At 57.2% G+C, this 21,317-nt stretch carries 15 protein-coding genes; 7 read left to right on the top strand and 8 right to left on the bottom strand.

Annotated elements, in window-relative coordinates:
• Positions 1 to 409: 409 nt before the first annotated feature.
• The 6 genes from cobA (at position 410) to K0A93_07895 (ending at position 7,361) form a co-directional block, all read left to right on the top strand.
• Complete coding sequence (cobA, locus tag K0A93_07920; protein ID MBW6512026.1) at positions 410 to 1,936, top strand: uroporphyrinogen-III C-methyltransferase; 1,527 nt, start codon at positions 410 to 412, stop codon at positions 1,934 to 1,936.
• 24 nt (positions 1,937 to 1,960) lie between these two features.
• Positions 1,961 to 2,935 carry a porphobilinogen synthase gene (hemB, locus tag K0A93_07915; GenBank protein ID MBW6512025.1) on the top strand — a complete coding sequence of 325 codons (975 nt, stop codon included), beginning with the start codon at positions 1,961 to 1,963 and terminating at the stop codon, positions 2,933 to 2,935.
• A 72-nt stretch (positions 2,936 to 3,007) separates the two neighbouring features.
• The gene (locus tag K0A93_07910) at positions 3,008 to 4,297 is read left to right on the top strand and encodes an insulinase family protein (protein ID MBW6512024.1); all 1,290 of its coding nucleotides are present in this window, start codon (positions 3,008 to 3,010) and stop codon (positions 4,295 to 4,297) included.
• 96 nt (positions 4,298 to 4,393) lie between these two features.
• A complete protein-coding gene (locus tag K0A93_07905; GenBank protein MBW6512023.1) occupies positions 4,394 to 5,101 on the top strand; it encodes an SIMPL domain-containing protein in 708 nt (235 codons plus the stop codon).
• A gap of 20 nt (positions 5,102 to 5,121) precedes the next feature.
• Complete coding sequence (locus K0A93_07900; protein ID MBW6512022.1) at positions 5,122 to 6,012, top strand: 4Fe-4S ferredoxin; 891 nt, start codon at positions 5,122 to 5,124, stop codon at positions 6,010 to 6,012.
• Positions 6,013 to 6,074: 62 nt separating this feature from the next.
• Complete coding sequence (locus K0A93_07895) at positions 6,075 to 7,361, top strand: Ig-like domain-containing protein (GenBank protein ID MBW6512021.1); 1,287 nt, start codon at positions 6,075 to 6,077, stop codon at positions 7,359 to 7,361.
• Between the two features lie 62 nt (positions 7,362 to 7,423).
• On the opposite strand, the gene K0A93_07890 is transcribed toward K0A93_07895, so the two are convergent.
• From K0A93_07890 to K0A93_07880, 3 genes are read right to left on the bottom strand one after another with little or no spacing between them, the layout of a single operon-like run.
• Positions 7,424 to 7,807 (bottom strand): OsmC family protein, encoded by a 384-nt coding sequence (locus tag K0A93_07890; GenBank protein ID MBW6512020.1) that lies wholly within the window; start codon positions 7,805 to 7,807, stop codon positions 7,424 to 7,426.
• A 4-nt stretch (positions 7,808 to 7,811) separates the two neighbouring features.
• Positions 7,812 to 8,582 (bottom strand): hypothetical protein, encoded by a 771-nt coding sequence (locus K0A93_07885; protein MBW6512019.1) that lies wholly within the window; start codon positions 8,580 to 8,582, stop codon positions 7,812 to 7,814.
• A complete protein-coding gene (locus K0A93_07880) occupies positions 8,579 to 9,961 on the bottom strand; it encodes a hypothetical protein (protein ID MBW6512018.1) in 1,383 nt (460 codons plus the stop codon). Before K0A93_07880 ends, K0A93_07885 begins: the two co-directional genes overlap by 4 nt.
• Before the next feature lie 160 nt (positions 9,962 to 10,121).
• Between K0A93_07880 and K0A93_07875 the strand changes: the two genes are divergently transcribed.
• Positions 10,122 to 11,357 carry a cytochrome c biogenesis protein ResB gene (locus K0A93_07875; protein MBW6512017.1) on the top strand — a complete coding sequence of 412 codons (1,236 nt, stop codon included), beginning with the start codon at positions 10,122 to 10,124 and terminating at the stop codon, positions 11,355 to 11,357.
• Between the two features lie 83 nt (positions 11,358 to 11,440).
• On the opposite strand, the gene K0A93_07870 is transcribed toward K0A93_07875, so the two are convergent.
• The 5 genes from K0A93_07870 to K0A93_07850 all read right to left on the bottom strand — a co-directional run bounded on the left by K0A93_07870 (position 11,441) and on the right by K0A93_07850 (position 21,303).
• Positions 11,441 to 12,649, bottom strand: a complete 1,209-nt coding sequence (locus tag K0A93_07870) for a response regulator (GenBank protein MBW6512016.1) — start codon at positions 12,647 to 12,649, stop codon at positions 11,441 to 11,443.
• On the bottom strand, positions 12,646 to 13,242 hold the full coding sequence (locus K0A93_07865) for a chemotaxis protein CheB (protein MBW6512015.1): 597 nt from the start codon (positions 13,240 to 13,242) through the stop codon (positions 12,646 to 12,648). The genes K0A93_07870 and K0A93_07865 overlap by 4 nt, the downstream gene beginning before the upstream one ends.
• Entirely contained in the window at positions 13,229 to 14,077 is an 849-nt protein-coding gene (locus tag K0A93_07860) for a protein-glutamate O-methyltransferase CheR (protein MBW6512014.1), read from the bottom strand. Before K0A93_07860 ends, K0A93_07865 begins: the two co-directional genes overlap by 14 nt.
• A complete protein-coding gene (locus K0A93_07855) occupies positions 14,077 to 17,709 on the bottom strand; it encodes a response regulator (GenBank protein ID MBW6512013.1) in 3,633 nt (1,210 codons plus the stop codon). Before K0A93_07855 ends, K0A93_07860 begins: the two co-directional genes overlap by 1 nt.
• Before the next feature lie 414 nt (positions 17,710 to 18,123).
• Positions 18,124 to 21,303: an AsmA-like C-terminal domain-containing protein gene (locus K0A93_07850; GenBank protein ID MBW6512012.1), complete on the bottom strand. Its 3,180-nt coding sequence runs from the start codon at positions 21,301 to 21,303 to the stop codon at positions 18,124 to 18,126.
• Between the last annotated feature and the right edge of the window lie 14 nt (positions 21,304 to 21,317).

Raw genomic sequence — 21,317 nt, 5'->3', positions numbered from 1 at the left:
CAGCTCTTTTGTAGGAGCGGCTTTAGCCGCGAACCATCGCGCCTGAAGGCGACTCCTGCAACGTCATTCCGGCAGGGGTTTAGCCGGAATCCAGGGTTTTGAGGGTTGAAAGTCTAGATCCCCGACAAGATCGCTCGGGGATGACGACCTTTGGGTGGGCAGGTGAATAGTTACAAACTTTTTTAACAGGGATGAACAGGATGAAAGGGATAATGGCAAAAATCAAGGCTACAGCTTCTTGGTTTTAAACCAGAAATGCCTTTATGATTTATCTCCTTTATCCCTTGTATCCCTGTTAAATTGCATTTGTTTTGTTTGTGTCGAACACGTTGATTAGCGACGCAGGTTTTGGAAAAAGAATGATTTCCCGCAGGAATGCCCTTGCGGGTTTTGCGAACGGAATAATGACGTGAGCAAAGGTATTGTCTATCTGATTGGTGCCGGGCCCGGTGATCCGGGGTTGATGACCGTCAAGGGGCGCGACTGTTTGCATCGCGCCGAGGTGGTGGTTTACGATTATCTGTCCAATCCGGTCTTCCTTGATGATGCTCCGGCAGCCGCCGAGCGCATCTATGTTGGCAAGAGCAAGGGACGGCACCATGCGCCGCAGGACGAGATCAATGCCCTGTTGGTCGAGAAGGCGCGGGCGGGTAAAGTCGTTGTTCGGCTCAAGGGGGGCGACCCCTATGTTTTCGGTCGTGGCGGTGAAGAAGCGCAATATCTGCACCGGCACAAAATCCCCTTTGAGGTGGTTCCCGGTATCACCGCCGCGTTTGCCGCCGCCGCTTATGCGGGGATTCCTCTGACCCACCGCGACTACACCACCAGCCTTGGGCTGGTAACCGGCCACGAAGATCCGGCAAAAAAAATGTCGAGTCTTGACTGGGAGAAGTTGGCGACCGGTGTTGGGACCCTGGTTTTTTATATGGGGATGGCAAATCTGCGCGTCATTGCCGAACAACTGATGGCTCACGGGCGCGCGCCGGAAACGCCGGTCGCAATTATCCGCTGGGCGACCACGCCCCGGCAGGAAACGGTGGTGGCGACCTTGGCCGATGTTGTCGTCAAGGCCAGCGAAGCGAAGATCAAACCCCCGGCGGTCATTCTGGTTGGCGAAGTGGTCAATCTGCGTGATGAATTACGCTGGTTTGACAATCGGCCCCTCTTCGGCAAGCGGGTGATGGTGACCCGCGCCGCAGCTCAAGCCGGAGAATTTGCCGCACTGCTGACAGCACTCGGCGCCGAGGCGGTCTGCTGCCCGACGATTGAAACGGTTGCTCCCGCCGATTGGACCGATCTCGATGTCGCCATCGCCGGTCTGCCGCGGACCGATTATCTGATTCTGACTTCGGCCAATGCGGTTCGCTTTTTCTTTGCCCGGTTGACAGAACTGGGGCAGGGCGTTCGTGCTCTCGCCGGAGTCAAGATCGTTGCCGTCGGGCCGAAGACCGCCGGAGCAATTGAAGAACGCGGCATCTACGCTGATCTGATGCCGAGTGATTATCGCGCCGAAGGGGTTGTCGAACTGCTGACTGAAAAAGGGGTCAAGGGTTCCCGCGTCCTCTATCCGAAGGCCAATCTGGCGCGCGACCTGATCCCGAGCAAGCTGCGCGCGGCCGGGGCACTGGTGAGCGATCCGGTTGCCTATCGGACGATTGTTCCCGAAGGCGATGGCGTGCGGATTCGTGCCATGCTCGCAGCAGGCGAGATTGACGTCGTGACCTTTGCTTCGTCGTCAGCGATCGATAACTTTATAAAGATGGTTGGGGATGATGCTCCGCACTTGCTGGATCGCGTGGCGGTCGCTTCAATCGGTCCGTTGACGAGCAAAACGGCGCTCAGGCAGGGGATTTCTGTCGCTGTTGAACCGGAGCAGGCGACGGTTGACGATATGCTCGCGGCTCTTATCGCTTATTATCAGACCCGGCAAACTTAACGTGCCGCACCGGAGGTAAACAGAATGGTTTTTCCAGAATTTCGAGGGCGCCGTTTACGGCGCAACGACACCCTGCGCCGCATGGTTCGTGAGACCCACCTGCGGGTCGATGATTTTATCTATCCGATGTTTTCGGCGTTCGGTAAAGATATCAGGAAAGAGATTGCATCAATGCCGGGGATTTACCAGCAGTCGATTGAACATATCGTCGCCGAGGCGCAAGAGGTGCATGCGCTCGGGATTCCGGCGGTGATTCTGTTCGGGATTCCCGAGGAGAAGGATGCGGTCGGTTCCGACGCCTACAGCGATAGCGGAATTATTCAGGAGACGATCCGCGCGATCAAGGCTGCGGTGCCGGAACTGCTGGTCATCACCGATGTCTGTATGTGCGAATATACCGACCACGGCCACTGCGGGATCATCAAAAATGGTGATGTTGATAATGACGCAACATTGGAACTCCTTGCGGCCGAGGCGCTTTCACATGCACGGGCCGGTGCCGATATCGTCGCTCCGTCCGATATGATGGACGGGCGGGTGTTGGCGATTCGCGAGGTGCTCGATGAAAACGGTTTTGAACATATTCCGGTGATGAGCTACGCTGTCAAGTATGCCAGCGCCTACTACGGACCGTTCCGTGATGCCGCTGATTCGACGCCGCAATTCGGTGATCGCCGTTCGTATCAGATGGACCCGGCCAACCGGATCGAAGCATTTCGGGAGGCGGAACTTGATGTTCAGGAATGCGCCGATTTCCTGATGGTCAAACCGGCGCTGGCCTATCTCGATATCCTGCGCGATCTCAAGGATCGTTTCGACCTGCCGCTGGTTGCCTATAACGTCTCGGGCGAATACTCGATGATCAAGGCCGCCGCTGCCAAAGGATGGATCGATGGCGACCGGGTCATGCTCGAAACGCTTCTCGGCATGAAACGCGCCGGTGCCGATCTGATCATCACCTATCATGCCAAAGAGGCGGCGCGTTTACTGAATGGTTGAATTGTGTGCTGAACTATTTTGTATAATGGGGGCGACCACTGGTCGCCCCTGTTTGCTTTTCACGGGAGAATCATGATCGAACCGTTTTTTGAAAAAACAGTCCTGACCAACGGTTTGCGGGTCGTCACTGTTAATCAACCGCAACTGCACAGCGCCGAGATGGTTTGTTATGTTGGTGTTGGAAGTCGCAACGAAACGCCGGCGACGGCAGGCACATCGCATTTTCTTGAACATATGTTGTTCCGCGGAACCGCCGAGCATGCCACCAGTCTGGAGCTGGAAAGTGCTTTTGAAATGATCGGCGGCGCGGTGAACGCGTCCACCGACGCTGAAACAACCTGTTTTCATTCGCGCCTGCATCCGCACCGTCTGGCGGAGGGGGCGCAACTTTTCGCTGCCATGATCCGTCGCCCCCGGTTCGGAGACTTAGAGGTTGAACGTAAGATTATTCTTGAAGAGGCGATGGAAGACCTCAATGAAAAAGGGGAGATGATCAATCCCGACTATCTCACCGGACAACTGTTGTGGCCGGGGCACCCGCTGAGTCTGCCGACAATCGGCACCCTTGAGGCCATTCGTGCCCAGAGTCTGGACGGTTTGCGCCACTACCTGCAACAATACTACACTCCCACAAACATCGTTCTGACCGTTGCCGGGGCGGTGGAACATGAAGCGGCGGTGGCCGCTGCCGAAATGGCTTTCGGTGATTGGCACGGCACCCCGGCACCGCCACCGCAGCTGCTCCCCCCCCCGGTCGAGACCGCCTTGCCGGAGTTGGTCTGGATTCGCGATTCCGATTCACAGATCAACCTGCAACTGGCCTTTCCCACCCCCGGTCGGGACGATGAACGACAGATGTGTTTCCGCGTGTTGCGCCGGATGCTGGCCTGGGGGGGGACCTCACGCTTGATGCATGGTTTGCGCGAGCGGCTCGGTCTGGTTTATCATGTCGATGCCAACCTGAGCATGTTTGTCGATGGTGGAGTTTTTTCCATCGATCTGACGACAACGCCGGTGAATCTGGTTGCGGCGATAGGAGGAACCCTGTCGATTCTTGCCGCGGTGCGCGACACTCCGGTCTCTGTTGAGGAACTGACGCGGGTCAAGCAGAGCTACCTTTATGCCCTTGACTTCAGTCGCGATCATGCCGAGGAAATGGCCACCCGCTATGGCTGGGGGGAACTCACCGGGTGTGTGCGTGATATTGAACAGGATCGGCATGATATCGAAGCGGTGACCGCGGCCGACCTGCTTGCCGTTGCCCGCGATGTATTTCGCGGGACGCTGTTAAAAGGTGCTATCGTCGGCCTTTGGAAAAAGACCGATATTACCGCAGTCAAAAAATTGCTGGCAAAATTCTAACGCAAAAATCATCTGAACGGTTCGCTTGTGCGCTCGTTTGTGGCAGAATGTACCTGTAACCGGGGGCGCCCCACTGATTTTGAAAGGTTATGGCGGATGAAATTCATCAATCAATTGATCGCGGGTTTACTGTTACTCGGGTCCACCGTTCCGGTTTATGCCGCTGATGTTCCCCAGTTGACCGTGCGCGGCGCAGCGACGATTGCCGTTCCGGCAGATCGAACCTTGATTGAACTCGCGGTAGAAACCGGGGCAGATAACGCGAAGCAGGCCATCGAAGAAAACTCCGAAATCATGATTCGGATCATTTCCGTGCTTGAAGAGCTCGGTCTGGCGGAGGATGAATTCGCAACCGGCCAATTGCAGTTACAGCCCCAGTGGAATTATTCCACCCAGGAAGGCGCTCCCGCGGAAATTATCGGTTATCGGGCGAGTAATCGTGTCAGCGTCAGGACGACCCATCAGTCGGTGATCGGGCAACTGATCGTGGCGGCGACGGATGCTGGTGCCAATACCCTCGGACAGTTATCCTTCGACCTGTCGAAGCCACGAAAATATCGTTCTGAAGCGATTGTTAAAGCGACCGAGAACGCGTTCAGCGATGCCCGGGCGCTGGCGGCAGCAGCGGATATGCGCATTGTCCGGGTCGCGGAATTGCGTCTCGATGATGCCCTTCCGCCGCGTCCGGTGATGCTGGCGGCGGAAGTATTTTCCGCCAACCGCAGTGCGCCGCCAATCAAGCCCGGCGATGTCTCGTTGCACGCCGCAGTGACCCTGGTCTGTGAGATAGCCCCGAACCGGTAAGTGGAAATGGCGTTGCAAAGATGATGAACAAAAAGCAGATCGAGCAAAGCGTCACCGCGTTTTGTGCGGCAGCGGCAGCCAACACCCTTGATCTGCCGACGCATGAGCCCGCCTGGGGTGGACCGATCGTCGGCGTTGCTGCCGGTGATGACCCTTTCTTTCAACGCTTCAAAGAGGATATCGGCCCGTTTTACTGGACCCCTCTGGAAGTTTTTCGTCAGGCTTATCCTCAGCGCAGCTGCCGCGCCGATGAATTGCGGGTTATCAGCTATGTCTTGCCGCAAACCGATGCGACACGGACCGATCAACGGCATGCGACAGCACTGCCCGCCGAACGCTGGGTGAGATCGCGCTATTTTGGCGAGCTCTTCAATGAGGCCTTGCGCGATCATCTGGTTGAACTTCTGGTGCAGAGCGGTTATCCAGCCGTTGCACCAGCCCGGCAACCCGGTTTTTCCTATCGTCAATCGCCACGCTTTGGCATTGCCTCCAACTGGTCGGAACGTCACACTGCGTTCGTTGCCGGACTCGGTACCTTCGGGCTCAGCGACGGATTGATCACCCCGCTGGGCAAGGCGGTGCGCCTCGGCTCGGTGGTGACTGCGCTCCAGCTGCCACTTTCGCCGCGTCCTTACGGAGATGATCCGCACGCTTATTGCCTGCATTATGCCAGGGGGATCTGTCGGGCCTGCGCCGGTCGCTGCCCGGCGCAGGTGATCGGTCTGAACGGACATGACAAGGACGGTTGCGCGGCCTATATCCGGAACGTGACCGCCCCTCATAGCCGTGAAACCTATGGTATCGATGCGACCCCCTGCGGTCTGTGCCAGGTGAAGATTCCTTGTGAAGCGGGGATCCCCGCGGCATTGCAAAAAGCCTTTTCACGCCGATCCGAGGCCAAAAAGAGTTGAGTTTTATCCTCTTTCCGGCTATCGTTCCCTGGCTCTAATCATCAGTGCAACGGAGAAAATTAATGTCTGGAATAGTGCGTTACGGCCTGTTTAGCGCCGTTATGATAACTCTGCTCATCTTTAGCGGATGTGCTGAAAACGATCATGATGAAGATCCGCCCCGCCTGACGGCGACAGTTGATCTGTCCGGCACCGCGAGCTACACGACGAACGATCTGTCCGCCGTTATCGCCATCAGCGGCCAGATCGAAGCCGGGTACGCCGATCTTGAATTCGAGAGTGATACCGCGACCGTCACCTTTGGCGGGGTATCGGGGGGTGCTCCGCTCCTTGACTGGACGGCAACGGTCACCAATCTGCAACCGGGGAGTAACATCATTGTTGTCTCTGCGTCGGATCAGATCGGCAATCGCACCCAGGTATACCTGAACATTCTTGTTGACCAGACTCCACCGACGGTCAGCGTTTACCAGATTTTAACTCCGACCTCACTGTCGTCGCAGGTTATTGCCGGCAGCGTTGAGGACAGCGCCACGCTTACTGTTGACGGCACCCCTGTCCCGGTCGATCAGTCACTGTGGGAATATCCGGTGTCAGGGCCAAGTGCCACATATAATATCGTCGCGATCGACCCGGCGGGCAATTACAACAGTCTGCTGGTGCCGATCACGGTCGATCCGGCGGTGCCGGGGTTGTCCATCGATCCTCCGGCGCGGATGAACGCGACATACAACAGCCTGATATTGAGCGGAACGCGGGGCGGGGTAGCGGCAACCGACATTTTACTCGTCTTTAACCGGTTTTTGACGGCGACAGCGGTAGTCAATTCCGCAACTGTGGCTGACGGCTGGGAGGTCACCCTGACCGATATTCCTGCCGGAATGACGCTGGCGACCGCAACCTTGTCCAATTCCGCCCCGGCCTACAACAGTGCCACCGTGCCGGTGGCGACGACGCGGATTTATTTTGACACCGTCGGCCCCTCCTTTGTCGAAGTTTACCCGGCAGCAAATTCAGTCACCGCTCCCCCATCAGCCATGTTGACTTTCCGTTTCAACGAGCGCATCCAGCTGTTTGACACTAACGGGTCGCCCGTCGACCCGGCGACCGGGCTGGGTAACCTCTTTTCATTGACGGCTGACGCCGGAGCGGTGGTCAATGGCACATTGACCTACGATGACCTGACGCGAACCGCGACCTTCGACCCGGATAGCGATTTGATGCCGGGTGCCATTTACCATGCCGTCCTGCTGAAAGATGATGTGAACTACCGGATTGTTGATCTGGCGGGGAATGCGATTCATGATGCAACGCTGACCGACTGGACTTTTACGACCGCAGCTCAATAGTAATTCAGTGTATCGACAGACCAGCAACGGGCCGCATTCTTTGGTGAATGCGGCCCGTTGTTTCAGTGTACTGCTTCAACGATGAACTCGGGGGGGGCAAGGATCGCCTGCTTGACCGCACAGGCGTCGGTTGCTTTGATAATCGCCTTGCGGTACTTCTCCGGAAAATTTTCCGGCAGATGGATGCTGATTTTGACCCGATCGATTTTTCGGGTCGTCCCTTTTTCTGTTTCCAGCGTCAGTTTCATCCCGCTGGTATCGATATCACGTTGCTGACAAAAACGCAGGGCAAAGAAGCCGGCACAGGTACCGAGGGAAGCCAGAAAGAGGGCGAAGGGGGATGGTGCGGCATTGGTGCCGCCGGATGCGAGCGGCTGGTCGGTTGCGACGCTGAAACCGTCGCAGGCGGCATGTACGGCAACGCCGCCGGGGAAAGAGATCTCCATCATGTTATTTCTCCAGAGGTTGTTGGGGGGTGACTGGTTCAATGCGGATATTATCAAAATAGACCGGCACCCGACTTTGTTTTCCTTCACGGAAGAGGATCAGGTGAACCATGCCGGTTGCAGGTGAAACGGTAAAGTCAAAACTATGGGATGCCCATTCCTGTTGCCCCTCCAGACGCACGCCGACCTGCGCGGTGAGCAGATTATCGCGTAACTGTTTTTCGGTGAACTGATCTCCAACCCACAAAAACTCTTTAAATTCAAGGACACCGACACCGGCCTCCCCCTGGTCCGGCAGCTCGCCGCGAAAATCGAAAGTAACTCGATAATTTCCCTGCGGATTTACCGCCAGAGGTGAAAAAAATCCGAGGGAGTTAACCCCCTCGTTGCCGCGAAAACTCCAGCAATTACTTCCGTCCACACCCGCTCCCCGAGCGATACCCGAGGTGCGTTGCAGATGCTCGATAAAAGTTTTCCAGTAACCAAGTTGTTCGGAATCATCGTCCGCCGGGCGATTGCCACCAATCCGCGGGAAGAGTGACAGCTGCGGTGTTCCGTCAAACGTTTCGCTGATCGGCGGCATGGGGGGGGGCGGCTCTTCCGGGGCGGGCTGCGTCCCGGTTGTTGGCGGGGTCGATGGCTGAGGCGTCTGCACCGCTTCTTTGACCGGTTCCTCCGCCTGGCGTTTGCAGCTGCTCAGGGCGAAGCTGCCGATCAGAGCGAAAAGGACAAGAAGCACCCCTGGCCGACGCAGTAATTTAATGCATCGATTCATTGTTGCACCTTTGCGGGCTGTTCGCGGGCAATCAATGTGCGCAGATAATCTTTCATCTGCGGAAAGTAGAGCGGTGACCAGTTGCGTTTCAGCAATTCATCAATCATGCTCTTCGCCTGATCAACGCGGCCTATTTCAATCATGATCCGCGCGACTTCGATCGTCAGAAACGGGTTGTCTGGAAAAATCGCCTGTGCGCGAGAAAACATTTCAAGTTTTTTGTGGGGCAGATTTTTTTCCTCTGCGATTGCAGCCAGATTGAGATATTCCAGAGCGTAGTAACGATCAGTTGCGACCGCCTGGGCAAGCAAGTCGAGAGCCTCATCACCGCGCTTGAGGCGCCGCAAAATCTGGTAGAGCCCGAACTTGACGGAGGGGTCAGCGGGGCTGCCCTCCAGCATCTGCCGGTAGATAGCGTGGATTTTTTCATTCTGCATGAAGTTTTCGAGATAGAGTGCATTTTTACGCAGTTGCCATTTCAGGGGGGGCTCTCCGGACACCAATTGCGGAGTGCGAAAGGCCTCGGCCAGATCGTTGCCAAGAAATCGGGTTTCAAGTGGTAACCCGTTCAGGTTACTGCGACAGATGATCAGATTGAGGGTTTTCCAGGCATTTTTTTTCAGCGTATTGAGCAGCGCGTAGGTGATTTCGAGCAGGGGGGTTTTGATCTCCCCCCGGTAGAGCGGTTTGAAAAAATCCAGATCAAGGTAAACGACGACGTCTTCACTCAGCTGCGGCAGTTGTGTGTAATGGACGATGTGCCATGGCACTCCACGAATAACGGCAACAACGCTGCCGTCGACGTCCTCCTGAAACGAAGCCGCCTCGGCTTCGTTGATCGCGCCGAGATCGACCAGTTGGGTTTTCAGCTGCACCCCGGAAAAGAGCTCTTTTTCGCCTTCGGTCGGCACCACCCACACGACCCGGCTGAAATAACCGGCGGCCAGTGCGGCGGAAACCGTCATGTCGGTCAACAGTGGCGGGTCGGACGCAAAGGGGACAAAGTGGGGCACCAGCGCCTCAGCAGGCGCGCCCAGTAACGTCACGATATCGGCAGCGCTGTCGATTGGCAGCGGAGCAAGAAAGGGGTTGTTTGCCATCAGGACCAGCGTCGGTTTTTGCTCCATGGTGTGCCGAAAAACGGGCAATGCCATTTCGGGCAATTCGACCAGCCGCGCCTTGTGCGGCGCGCTCAGCAAGGGGGTTGCCGTCAGTTGTTCGCGTTGGCTGGTCGCCGTTGCCGGTACCGGCCTGGCTGGCGCTGCAGGCGGTTCTTCTTTTGCTGGAGGAGCTTCGCACGCCACGAGAATGCCCAGCAACAGGAATAGCAACAGGAATAGCCAGGCGGCGCGGATGATTTTTTGCGGGGTAACAATCATGGTGCAGCACTTCTCCTGTGGTGAATGGTCATCGTTGTCGGCGCTTCATTATAGGTAAGTTAAGAATAATGAACCAGTAAAAATGCAAGGGACCATGACCCTCTTGTCCGGCACCGGTTATGATGCTAGAATCCGGAAACTTTTGCACAATGAGAGGTCCATGCGGAAATTTATCGACATCTTCAGTTCGCTGAAACTGACCCTGGCCCTGATGCTCGGTCTGGCGCTGCTCAGCATCGGCGGTACGTTGCAGGCCGGACCTGACGGACGTTTTGAACTCTACTATCAGAGTCTCTGGTTTCGTGGCGTGTTTGCCCTGTTCTTTGTTCAACTGGCGACCTGTACGGTCAAAATCATCGGGCGTAATCGGCGCGATGCAAAGACCTTGTTGCAGGCCGTGGCCGCTCGCAGTGGCCCTCCCGCCGGAGCAGCGGTCGCGCTGGGCGGAGCCGAGCCCGTGGCCGTACGCGCCGCGTTGGTGCGGCACGGGTATCTGCTGACGTCGGCGGGGGGGGACGATATCCCACTGCTGGCGCGGCGTGGACGCCTCGGGCGTTGGGGGTCGACGATCGCACATCTCTCCTGCCTGCTGATTATTGTCGGCGCGTTTGCCGCCGAGCTCGGTTTTGTCGGGACGCTGAATATTTACAGCGGCGACAGCAGCACCAGCTGTTTTGACTGGGATCTGAATCGTGACCGGCAACTCGGATTTACCTTTCGGCTCGATCACTTTGAACCGCGCTATTATCCGATCGAGCTCAAATTCGGCGAAGTCAATGCCGTCGAAAAAAAAGTTCTTCACGAGTACGTGACCCGTGAGGGAGAGACCGTCCAGCTGTCGCCACCTGGCGTCAGCGCCGAAGTTCTCACCTTTTCCCCGGACGATCAGCACCTGATTCTCGGCATTTCCCGCGACGGTGATTATCTCGGCGAATACCATCTCTTTAGTGGCGCACAAAAACTCGACAACCGGGTTGAGCCGGGCGTCGACCTGCGCCTGCTCGGTTGGCGCGACCCCCTGTTGCGCCAGCTGCACAGCGAGGTGTCGATCCTCGAAGGAGGACAGGTCGTCAAGCAGGGGGTGATCAGCGTCAATCACCCCCTGGTGCATCGCGGTATTGCCATCTATCAGACTGCTTATGCCAAAGATGACAAAGGCTTCTGGTATGCCGGCTTTCAATTTTCCCGTGACCCTGGTGAGGGGCTTGTGTGGGTCGCCTCAATCACTTTCGTCAGCGGCTTGCTGTGCGCCTTTTTTGTACCGTATCGGGCGGTTGGAGTCCGTCGTGACGCGGGGCAGTTGATTCTTGAACCATTGAGTGGTTTTCGTGGTGAGATCGGGCAGGACCAGCTGATGGTGTTGGCGGCCAGGCTTGTCACTGGCCACCCGCACTGACCTTTTGACGGTAATCATCCGGTCATGACGCGTGCTCCCTCCCCGCTCCCGACCGGGTCGTGACGTTGGGGGAAGATTGAGCGCTATGGATCGGTCGGGGCGGGCACCGAGAAAGGCAGGACCACGGTAAAACAGCTCCCCTGCCCGACGCTGCTTTCGACCTTGATTTCACCGCCCATCAGTTCGGTCAGTCGCCGACAGATGGTCAGTCCCAGTCCGGCTCCGCCGAAACGCCTGGTTGTGCTGCTATCGCCCTGTGCGAACGGTTCAAAAATTTTACCGAGTGCTTCCGCATCGATGCCGATGCCGGTGTCCCTGACTTGCAGTTGCAGCACAACGGTCGACCTGGTCTGCGAGATAACCGTAAAATTCAGCTCGATTTTCCCCTGCGCGGTAAACTTTATGGCGTTGCCGAGAAGGTTGGTGATGATTTGTTTGAGGCGCAAGGGAGCGCCGCACAGGGTCTCGGGGATCGCTTCGGCCATGGTCCAGTCGAAGTGCAACTGCTTTTCGCGGAGGCGTTCGCTCTGCGTGGCGATGACCTCGCTGACGAGCGCGCGCAGGGAAAAGTTACGCCTGCCGATGGCGACGCGTTCGGCCTCAAGCGCGGACAGATCAAGAATGTTATCGATGAGGATCAGCAGATTGTGCGCCGCAGAACTGATGATGTCGAGATACTGTTGCTGATCATCGGGCAGCCTGGCGGCGCTGAATAATTCAATGGCACTCTGGATGGTTGTCATCGGGGTGCGTATCTCGTGACTGATATTGGCCAGAAATTCGCTTTTGGCCTTATTCGACGCTTCCGCCCTGGTCAGCGCCTCCTGCAATTCGCGGGTCCGTTCGGCAACCTGTTGCTCCAACAGGAGTTCGTGACGTTTGATGGTCCGTCGTTGCCGGTAGAGATCGCACAAAACCTGCACTTTGCTGGTCAAAATAATCGGATCAATCGGTTTGTAAATATAATCGACCGCCCCTGCTTCATAGCCCTTGAACACCCCCTGAATACTTTTCTCTCCGGCGGTGACAAAGATGATCGGCACCCCGCTGGTTTTCGGATTGCCGCGCATCAGCTCGGCGGTTTCGAAGCCATCCATGTCGGGCATCTGCACGTCGAGCAGGACGACCGCAAACTCCTGTTTCAGCGCCAGTCCCAGAGCTTCTTTGCCACTGGTGGCCTTGATCACCTGACAGGTGTCACTTTGCAACAGCGAGGCGAACGCCAACAGGTTTTCCGGACGGTCGTCGACGGCCAGAATTGCAACCGGATCGTGGTTCAGTGTGTTGCTCATTGGCGACCTCCGGTGGTGGCCAGAGTGCAAAGTACCTCGGGAATCCGCGCCAGCTGCAGCACATAATCGATGCCACCAGCCTGCAAGGCGTTGAGCGGCATCTGCGGTACCTCGGCATCGGCGGGATCCTGAACAATGGTGGTTCCGCCTCCGGCCCGGATGCGTTGTAATCCGGCGCTGCCGTCGTCGTTGGCACCGGTGAGGATCACGCCGATCAGCGCACGGCCCAAAGCATCACTTGCGGAATCGAAGAGCACATCAATCGATGGTCGCGCATAGCGCACCGGCGGGTCGACCGTCAAGGCCAGCGTGCCGTCACGTTCGACCAGAAGATGATAATTCGCCGGGGCCAGATAGATCATCCCCGGCAGCGGTCTTTCGCCTTCTTCAGCTTCCTTGAGAGGGATGGTGCAGGAGTTCTGCAAACAGGGAGCCAACGTGCTGCCGCTGTCCGGTCGCAGGTGCTGGACGATCACTATCGGCAACGGAAAGTTGGCGGGGAGGGCCCCGAGCAGATGTTTGAGCGCTTCCAGCCCCCCCGCAGAGACGCCGACAACAATGAGCTGATAGCGACGTTGGTCAGCCAAGGCGATCCCCCTGCTGCGGATAGTTTTTACGGTAGATGCGCAAGCCCTTGACCAGTTCCTGATACGCTCTGGCCAGAGAACGGGTCTCCAGAGTTTCTTTCATGCCCAGGCAGAGGAAGCCGCCAGTGGTGAGCGCGGTGTCGAACAATCCCAGGACGCGTTCTTTCAGGGTCGAATTGAAGTAGATCAGCACGTTGCGGCAGAGGATCAGGTGCATCTCGCCAAAATCTGCATCGACGGCGAGGTTGTGCTGCGTAAAGAGGATGTTCTGCTTGAGCTCGGCCGCCAGCAGAGCCCGGTCGTAGCGGGCAGTATAATAATCGGCAAACTGTCCGGTTCCCCCGGCGAGCTGATAGTTACGGGTGAAGTTCTGCATGTCACGCAACGCGAAGATGCCATCTCTGGCCCGGTCGAGGAGCGCTTCATTGATGTCCGTGGCATAGATGCGACAGCGATGCAGCAGTTCTTCTTCATGGAGAACGATGGCCAGCGAGTAAACCTCTTCACCGCCGGAACATCCGGCCACCCAGATGCGGATAAAGGGCCAGGTGCTCAAAAACGGGAGCACCTGGTTGCGCAACGCCAGAAAAAATTTTGGATCGCGAAACATTTCCGAGACGTTGACGGTCAGCCCCTGTAAAAAGGAAGTGAATACCGCGCTGTCGCGAAGGATTTCACCCTGCGCCACCGACAGCGAAGGATATTTATGCTCGCTCAACCAATGTCTGGTGCGCCGCTTCAACGAGGCTTGCGCATAGTTGCGGAAGTCGTCGCCATAGGCGGCAAAAACCCCTTCCAGCAACAACCTGAATTCGATGTCTTCGAGCCGTTGCGGGTCCATCAGCGGTCATCTCCCGGATAGAGCCAGACCCGCAGCAAGGAAAAGAGTTTGGTGGTGTCGATCGGTTTGGATAAATAGTCACTCGCTCCGGCCTCCAGGCACTTTTCCTGATCCCCCTTGAGAGCCTTGGCGGTCATGGCGATGATCGGCAGACGGGTAAAACGCTGATCCTGACGGATGGCGCGCATCGCCGCGTAACCGTCCATCTCCGGCATCATGATGTCCATCAGCACCAGGTCGATATCCGGCTGCTCGTTGAGACGTGCCAACGCCTCGCGACCATTTTCAGCTTCGAAAATAACCAGCTCTTTCTCGGCGAGGATGCTCGACAGCGAAAAGATGTTGCGCATATCGTCATCGACGATCAACACCTTTTTCCCTGCCAGCATCGCCTCTTTGTCGAGTACCGTGCGGATCATCTGCTGTTTTCCCGGCGAGAGACCGCTTTCCACCAGGTGCAGGAAGAGGGTCACTTCGTTGAGCAGGCGCTCGGGGCTACGTGTGCCCTTGATGATGATACTCTCGCTATAACGGCGCAGGCGGTGTTCATCCTCGCGGGAGAGCTCCTGCCCGGAGTGAATGATAACCGGAATCCGGAAAAATTGTGGATGACTGCGCAGATGCTCAAGCAGGGTAAAGCCGGTGGTGTCGGTAAGCCCCAGATCAAGCACGATGCAGTCGAAATGGTTGCTTTTCAGGTGGTCGATGGCGGCCTGTCCATCGGAGACAACGGTGATCTCAACGTTGCGTTCGCCGAGCAACTCGACCATCGCCGCCGCCTCGCTCTCATTATCCTCGACGATCAGCAGCCGTCGAACGGTCTTGCTGACGGCCTCCTCAAGGGTGCCGAAGACACTGTCAAGCTGTTCGCTGCTGACCGGTTTGCGCAGGTAGCCAACCGCACCCATGGCCAGCGCCTTGTGCTCCTCATCCAGACAGGTGATGAAGTGTACCGGAATGTGGCGGGTACGCGGGTTGTCCTTGAGACGCCGCATCACCGCCCAGCCGTCGATATGCGGCAGCATGATGTCGAGGATGACAGCGCTTGGCTTAACGTGGTCGGCCAGCGCAAGGCCACTCTCGCCGTCGGCAGCGACCAGCACCTTGAAGTGCCGCGCCCGGACCATATCGGCCAGCAGTTGGGCAAAAGACAGGTCGTCTTCGATAATCAGAATCGCCCGGTCGTCTGGTGTGAGGAGCGCGCGATCATCACTGAGCGGCTGGGGGAGATCTGCGAGTGCTTCCGGTTTAACCGCTGTGGTGGCAGGTGCCGACGGTGGCGGTATGTCCAGCGGCGCGGCCATCCCTGCTGCCGGGCGCAGGGGCAGGCACAGGGTGAAGGTGCTGCCTTGCCCCGGAGTGCTGGCGAGGAGCAGGTTGCCCCCCATGTGGCGGGCGAGTTGCAGGGCAATGGAAAGCCCCAGGCCGGTGCCGCCGTATTGACGACTGGTGCTGCCGTCAGCCTGCTGGAATGCTTCGAAGATCAACTGATGTTTTTCCGGGGGGATGCCGATACCGGTGTCTTGAACCTCGAAGGCCACCCCCGGCCCTTTCACCCCCCCCTCATAGGGTTGCAAGGGGCGCACCCGCAGCGAGACTTCCCCCTGGGGCGTGAATTTGCAGGCGTTGGTCAACAGGTTGCGAAGTATCTGCTGGAGACGTTGGCGATCGGCATCGATTGCGCCGGGGACATCGTCACTCAGGGTGATGTTCAATTGCAGCCCCTTGTCCTCAAACAGCGGCTGCGATAGGTTTTGCAGCTCGCTGCACAACTCGGTCAGCAGGAGCGGTGCATAGCACAGTTGCAGATGTCCGGCTTCAACCTTGGAGAGGTCGAGGATGTCGTTGATCAGCGCCAGCAGATCCTCGCCAGCATGGTTGATGGTGGCGGCGAACTTCACCTGTTTCTCAGTCAGGTTTCCATCGCGGTTCTCTTTGAGGAGTGAAGAAAGGATCAGCAGGCTGTTCAGCGGACTGCGCAACTCGTGCGACATGTTGGCGAGAAATTCCGATTTATAGGCGCTGATGCGTTCCAGTTCGGTGGCTTTGCGTTGCACCTGTTCGGTCGCCAGTTCGATCTCCCGATTCTGCACGCTGATCTGTTCGCGCTGCTGTTCCAGCAATTGGGCGCGCTCTTCGAGCTCCTCGTTGCTCTGTTGCAACTCTTCCTGCTGCACCCGTAATTCCTCGGTCTGCTGTTGTGCCTGTTCGAGCAGCGCCCCGATCTGCTCCCGTGCCTGGGCGACCTTGATCGCCAGCGCCAGATCGGTGCCGATATAGACAAGCAGCTCGCGGGCTTCATCGGGGAGCGGGTGCAGGCTGCCTAATTCAAGCGCGCCGAACAGCTCGCCATTGTGAATCAGTGGATGGGCAATGACTTCGCAGGTCGCCACCTTGCCGAGGGCGGAACTTGTCGGCAGATATCCCGACGGCATGTCATGTACGCAGATTTGCCGTTGTTCCCGCGCGGCCTGACCGAGAATGCCACTTCCCAGAGAAAGACTTGTCTGGGGCTGGAAATCTTTGGGCAGTCCCCAGCTTGACGCCAGAGTGAGTTCTTCCTGCTGCCGATCAAGGAGGTAGAGTGCCCCCACGGTTGCTCCGAGGCAGGGGATCAGAAACGCGAGCAGGTCGCTGGCCAACTGCTGCGTATTTTTTTCACCACGCAGCTGTTCGTTGGCATTGTTGATTCCGGATTTGAGCCAGTCGCTGCGACGATTTTTCTCCTGGTTTTTGAACAGAATCCCGGTCATCTTTGCCATCGACCGGCTCAAGGCAAGCTGTCCCTCGTGCAGTTGCAGAGCGGAACGCAGCAGATCGCCGGTTTCGTCGGCGTGTAATTCACTTTTCGGGATGGGCAGTTCCGGGGGAGCAGAGACGATTTGTGAATAATCACCGTTGGCGACAGTTTCAATCAGATCGAGCTGATCACTCCCCTGCAAGATCAGTTGGCTGTTGATCTTGATTGCCTGTCGCAACGGCACCACGATAAAGCGGGTGGTCAACCAGACTTGTAAAAAACCGGCACCGATCAGCAGGATCAGCCCCGCAACCATCTTGCCGCGCTCGTTGTGGAAAAATATTTCCGCCGCATTGCGACTTTTCTTCCCCTCCTCCTGATTGAAACGGAGCAAGGCGGAAAGAATTCCGTCAAGCTCCTTGAATAACGGTCGTCCCATCGATTCGGACAGGTCAAGGGCCTCCTTCTTTCTCATCGCGGCAGAGAGCGTGAAAACGGTATCTTTGGCTTCAAGGTACCTGCCCCAGATATGGTCAAAACGCGCCAGCAATTCACTTTCTGCCGGGACGAGTTCGGTCGCCCGGTATTTGTCCAGGGCGGCAATAATTTTCTGCTCGTTGTTGAGCACCTGTTCCTTGACCAGAGCCATCGTTTGCGTATCATCGGCAAGCAGGTGGCGATAAAAACGGCGGTTATGGTAAATCAGTTCGGCGTAGGCTTCATTGGTGTAAAGCGCCGAAGTCAGTGTACTTTCGTAAAGATTCAGCAATTGCCGTTCGAGGCGCTCCATGCCTTTGATGCCCAGCAGACCGATGCCGACAGCAAGGACGATCATCAAGCCAATGCTGAGGAACAGCTTTTTGCCAATCTTGAGATTTTTATATGTAAACATGAGGGAGCTCCGTCAGCGAACCAGATTACGCGGGCCTTCGCGCTGCACCGGTTCCGCTTGAACAATCAGCAAAGAGTATGGTGTGTTTTTTCAGGGAGGGTCATCATCAAAAGGATGCGGAAGTATCCGCCTGATGCATGCCAAGAAAAGAATAGTTGATTGACAGAAAAATTCAACCGAACCGCTAAATTCACGGACGATTCTACGCAAGCTGGCAGATGCCGGGTGCCGACGTTCGCCAATACCCGCTCACCACTATTGTTGATGCACTCGCAAAAAATAATGAGATGGCTAAGCAAAAATTTCGTCCTCCAAGGCTTGGTGGTTTTGCAGGGGCGAAGGCCTACATCAGGTAGGTCGAGGTCCTGAAAAATCAGTGTAACGCCGTAGGGCGGACTTTTTGCGACGCCATCACTATTGTTTGATAAACTCCCCGACATCGGTCACGACCTTCGCGGGGAGGCCGAAAATACGTTTAAAAATACCGAATACCGTGTCGGACAACGAGGTGATGGGAATGGCCTCAACCTTGGGGTCATCACGCGCCCCGGTTACCTTGAACTGTGCGGTAATCAACGCTTTTTCCTCCCCGGTCAGAATCCAGCCAGCCAAAGGAATCTGGGTTATAATGCGATCGACCGTGCGCAGCGGCTTGACCCCCATGACCAGATTGAGGGTTTCGTTGGCGAGGTTGATATCGCCGATCAGCGACAGGTTCATGGCGTTACTCTTGATAAAAAGATCCTCGGTGTGCAACACCCCGTCGGTGATTTTGAACGAGGCGTCAAGTCGCTCAAACGGCATCCCCTCCCGCGCCATGTCAGGCAACTGAAACTGGAAGATCTGCGAGACATTTAAAATGGAAAAAACTTTGGACAAAATCTTGAAACGGCGCAGTACACCGTCTTTGATGTGCAGACTGACCCCGCCATTGAGCGTGTCGATGAATGTGCCGTTGAGCAACCCGTCGAGATAAAAACCGCTGATCATGTTGCCGCTAAGAGGTGCTTTTTTTTGCAGCAGGCGCTCATAAACGGTCGCTGCCGCAAAATCACTGCCGTAACCGGAAATCCGCAGCCGGGAACGTGCACCCGGATGGCTTTCAAAAATCACCTGCCCAGTGCAAAATCCGGGGTCTCCAGAGAAGGTCAGCGGATGAATGATCAATTTATCATCGCGCCAGACGATGCGCGCTTCGGCGTCGCGAAAGGTAAAGTTTTTGATCACCCCGTTGTCGGCCTTGACAGCAATATCGACGAAAACATCGTGATTATTCTGCCTCTGGGGGGCCGCTGGCAGCGCGTCGGTGGGGGCGGCGTGCGGCACGTGCGGGTCACTCCATAAACCGATGATTTCATCGACATCAGCCCACTTTCCGGCAATATCCAGCTTGACTTTGACCTGATCGTGCCAGTCGGCGTACCCGGTCACCGTCGCCGAGGTCCCCGCAGGCAGACGAACATTGACCCGACTGAATTCGATATGCTCAGCGCCGATGCGTAACCGGGCGTCAAGATCGTGCAGGGTGCGGGTGGGGGAATAAAAAATCAACTCATCGGCACGCATTTGTGGAACGCGCAAGGCGATGTCGACGACCGGTGCGGTCAAGTCAGCAACATGCAGATCAAAGGCTGCGGGGGATGCACCGATCACTGCGGTCAAGCCGGTACCGTCAAGTTGCTCGTGGGTGATGTTGATCACTCCGTTGAGCGCGGAAATATCGGCGACAACGCCGTGCAGCGAGACGCCGACAGCGTTTAATTGCAGCGTTCCGGCATGGCGGGTCGGTTGTCCTGCGGCGCCGCTGAGCTGATAATTCCCGCTGATTGTTCCGGCGGGACGGAGTGTGGCCAGCTCTGGCAGGAGCGTCGTGAAGCGGGACAACGGTGTGGCAGGGGCTGCAATGTTCAGCTGAAAGGTTTGATCACCGCCGCGTTGCCTGGTCCCGTCGATGGCAAGAGTGATCAGCGGTATTTCAAGGAGGGCGTCGCCGCGCCACCGTTCAGGATCGGTTGCCGTCAGCATGGCGGTGAAACGTCCGGGCTCGTCCACTCTTTTCAGCGGATGAGCGTCCCGGCTGACAGCGAACGGTGTCAGGTCGGCAACGAGCCGGATCTCGGGTGAGGTCAGTTGCCCGCCAAGGCGCGCGGTGAGCGGAATATTCCCGCTGAGGGCCAAGGCTGCGGGAAGGTTGAAGGGCAAAGGGGTCAAGACGGCAGATGACACCGTTGTGTCGAGGAACAGGTCAAGGGCACCATCTGTTGCCGGATGGGTCACGGTGCCCGAGAAGCTCAGCGGCTGTTTGGCCAGTCGCCCGTGACCATCGCTGAAGGTCAGGATGTCGTTCCTGAAATCGATATTGACCTCGCCAGCGGTGAATGACAGGCCGTCAGGGAGAGGGACGGCAAGATTTGACAGGCGGAGTGCGGCGCTTTTGATCGGCAGCTCGCGCCACGGCCCCTGCCAGGCGGAAAGCGCTCCGGCAAAGGAAAATTCAGAACATTGCAGCTGACCGCCAAACGACCCGGAGGCAACCCCCGCAGCGGGGAACCAGTTTTGCAGTGCAGCCTGAAAACGATTCAGTTCAGGGATCGTTCCGCTCAGCCGTCCGGCACAATAGCGGTTCTCCGCCGGTCCAGAGAGAACGATTTCCCCGGCGACGACCGCCGCACCCGTCGTCAGGCGCAGCTGGTCGATACGTTGTTCTTTCCCTGTCGTCCAGACCCCTGCCAGTGCCAGCTCGGTCAGCGGGAGAGTTTCCTGATTCGGCAGGATGAGGCGCGGTTTTTTAGCTTTCAGTTGTGCTGCCGTGCGCAGACCGGATTGGGGGGAACCGTCGAGTTCCAGCCGCAGCGTGAACGGGCCGGCGGCGGCCAGGGTGATGTCGGGGGGGAGGAATTGATTAAACATCGCAGCGGGCAGCGCCTCGGCGCGGATTTCCAGATCGGTCACAATCTGGCGCCAGTCAGCCTGACGCGGGAGGGTGATCTTGCCGACCGCCTGCAAAGGGATTGTGTCGCCATGACTGTTGATACGGGTTTGCAGCTGGAGCTTGATCGGTCGATCGAACGCCAGGTTGGAGACCGCGGCATTCAGCTGGTCGAGGACCACGCTGCGTGGTTGTTGCGCGGAACCTCCGTTCCAGATGATCTTGCCGTCGCGGATGTCCAGCGAATGAATCAAGGTCTGCAGGGTGTTTTGCGCTCCCAGGGTCACCCCTGAGCCGTTCGTCAAACTGTTTTCGACTGTGTTCAGACGCAGCACCGGTTGCAGCAGCGAGACGTGCGAAAAATCAACGCGCAACGTCAAAAGAGACAGCAAGCGCACCTTGAACATCAATTGCCTGGCGGTCAGCAGCGGCTCTGTTGCGTCATCCCCGATGACAATCCCATCGTAAGTGATGGCCAGGCCGAACCCCGGTGCCATGTGCCCCGCGCCGAGCTTGACCGGCTGCGCCAGAGCTTCGCTGAGCGATTTTTCGAGCGTGGCGCGATAATCGTTAATGTCAAACGTGCTGATGAAGACGGCGCAAGCCACCCCGATGATCAGGCCAACCAGGAGGGCAATACTGAGTAGCAGACGTCGTGGAGTCATAGTCGGGACAATCG

The organism is Desulfuromonadaceae bacterium (genome assembly GCA_019429445.1).
In the GTDB taxonomy this organism is placed as follows: Bacteria; Desulfobacterota; Desulfuromonadia; order Desulfuromonadales; family JAHYIW01; genus JAHYIW01.
Note: the sequence above shows the minus strand (reverse complement) of the source record. Positions and strands in the feature narration are given on the sequence as shown.

Excerpts from the sequence above, each read along its gene's own strand:
- K0A93_07895 (MBW6512021.1), top strand. The coding sequence starts at position 6,075 with ATGTCTGGAATAGTGCGTTACGGCCTGTTTAGCGCCGTTATGATAACT.
- K0A93_07905 (MBW6512023.1), top strand. The coding sequence starts at position 4,394 with ATGAAATTCATCAATCAATTGATCGCGGGTTTACTGTTACTCGGGTCC.
- K0A93_07850 (MBW6512012.1), bottom strand. The coding sequence starts at position 21,303 with ATGACTCCACGACGTCTGCTACTCAGTATTGCCCTCCTGGTTGGCCTG.
- K0A93_07880 (MBW6512018.1), bottom strand. The coding sequence starts at position 9,961 with ATGATTGTTACCCCGCAAAAAATCATCCGCGCCGCCTGGCTATTCCTG.
- K0A93_07910 (MBW6512024.1), top strand. The coding sequence starts at position 3,008 with ATGATCGAACCGTTTTTTGAAAAAACAGTCCTGACCAACGGTTTGCGG.
- K0A93_07890 (MBW6512020.1), bottom strand. The coding sequence starts at position 7,807 with ATGGAGATCTCTTTCCCCGGCGGCGTTGCCGTACATGCCGCCTGCGAC.
- K0A93_07875 (MBW6512017.1), top strand. The coding sequence starts at position 10,122 with ATGCGGAAATTTATCGACATCTTCAGTTCGCTGAAACTGACCCTGGCC.
- K0A93_07860 (MBW6512014.1), bottom strand. The coding sequence starts at position 14,077 with ATGGACCCGCAACGGCTCGAAGACATCGAATTCAGGTTGTTGCTGGAA.
- K0A93_07885 (MBW6512019.1), bottom strand. The coding sequence starts at position 8,582 with ATGAATCGATGCATTAAATTACTGCGTCGGCCAGGGGTGCTTCTTGTC.
- K0A93_07855 (MBW6512013.1), bottom strand. The coding sequence starts at position 17,709 with ATGTTTACATATAAAAATCTCAAGATTGGCAAAAAGCTGTTCCTCAGC.
- K0A93_07900 (MBW6512022.1), top strand. The coding sequence starts at position 5,122 with ATGATGAACAAAAAGCAGATCGAGCAAAGCGTCACCGCGTTTTGTGCG.
- K0A93_07870 (MBW6512016.1), bottom strand. The coding sequence starts at position 12,649 with ATGAGCAACACACTGAACCACGATCCGGTTGCAATTCTGGCCGTCGAC.
- hemB (MBW6512025.1), top strand. The coding sequence starts at position 1,961 with ATGGTTTTTCCAGAATTTCGAGGGCGCCGTTTACGGCGCAACGACACC.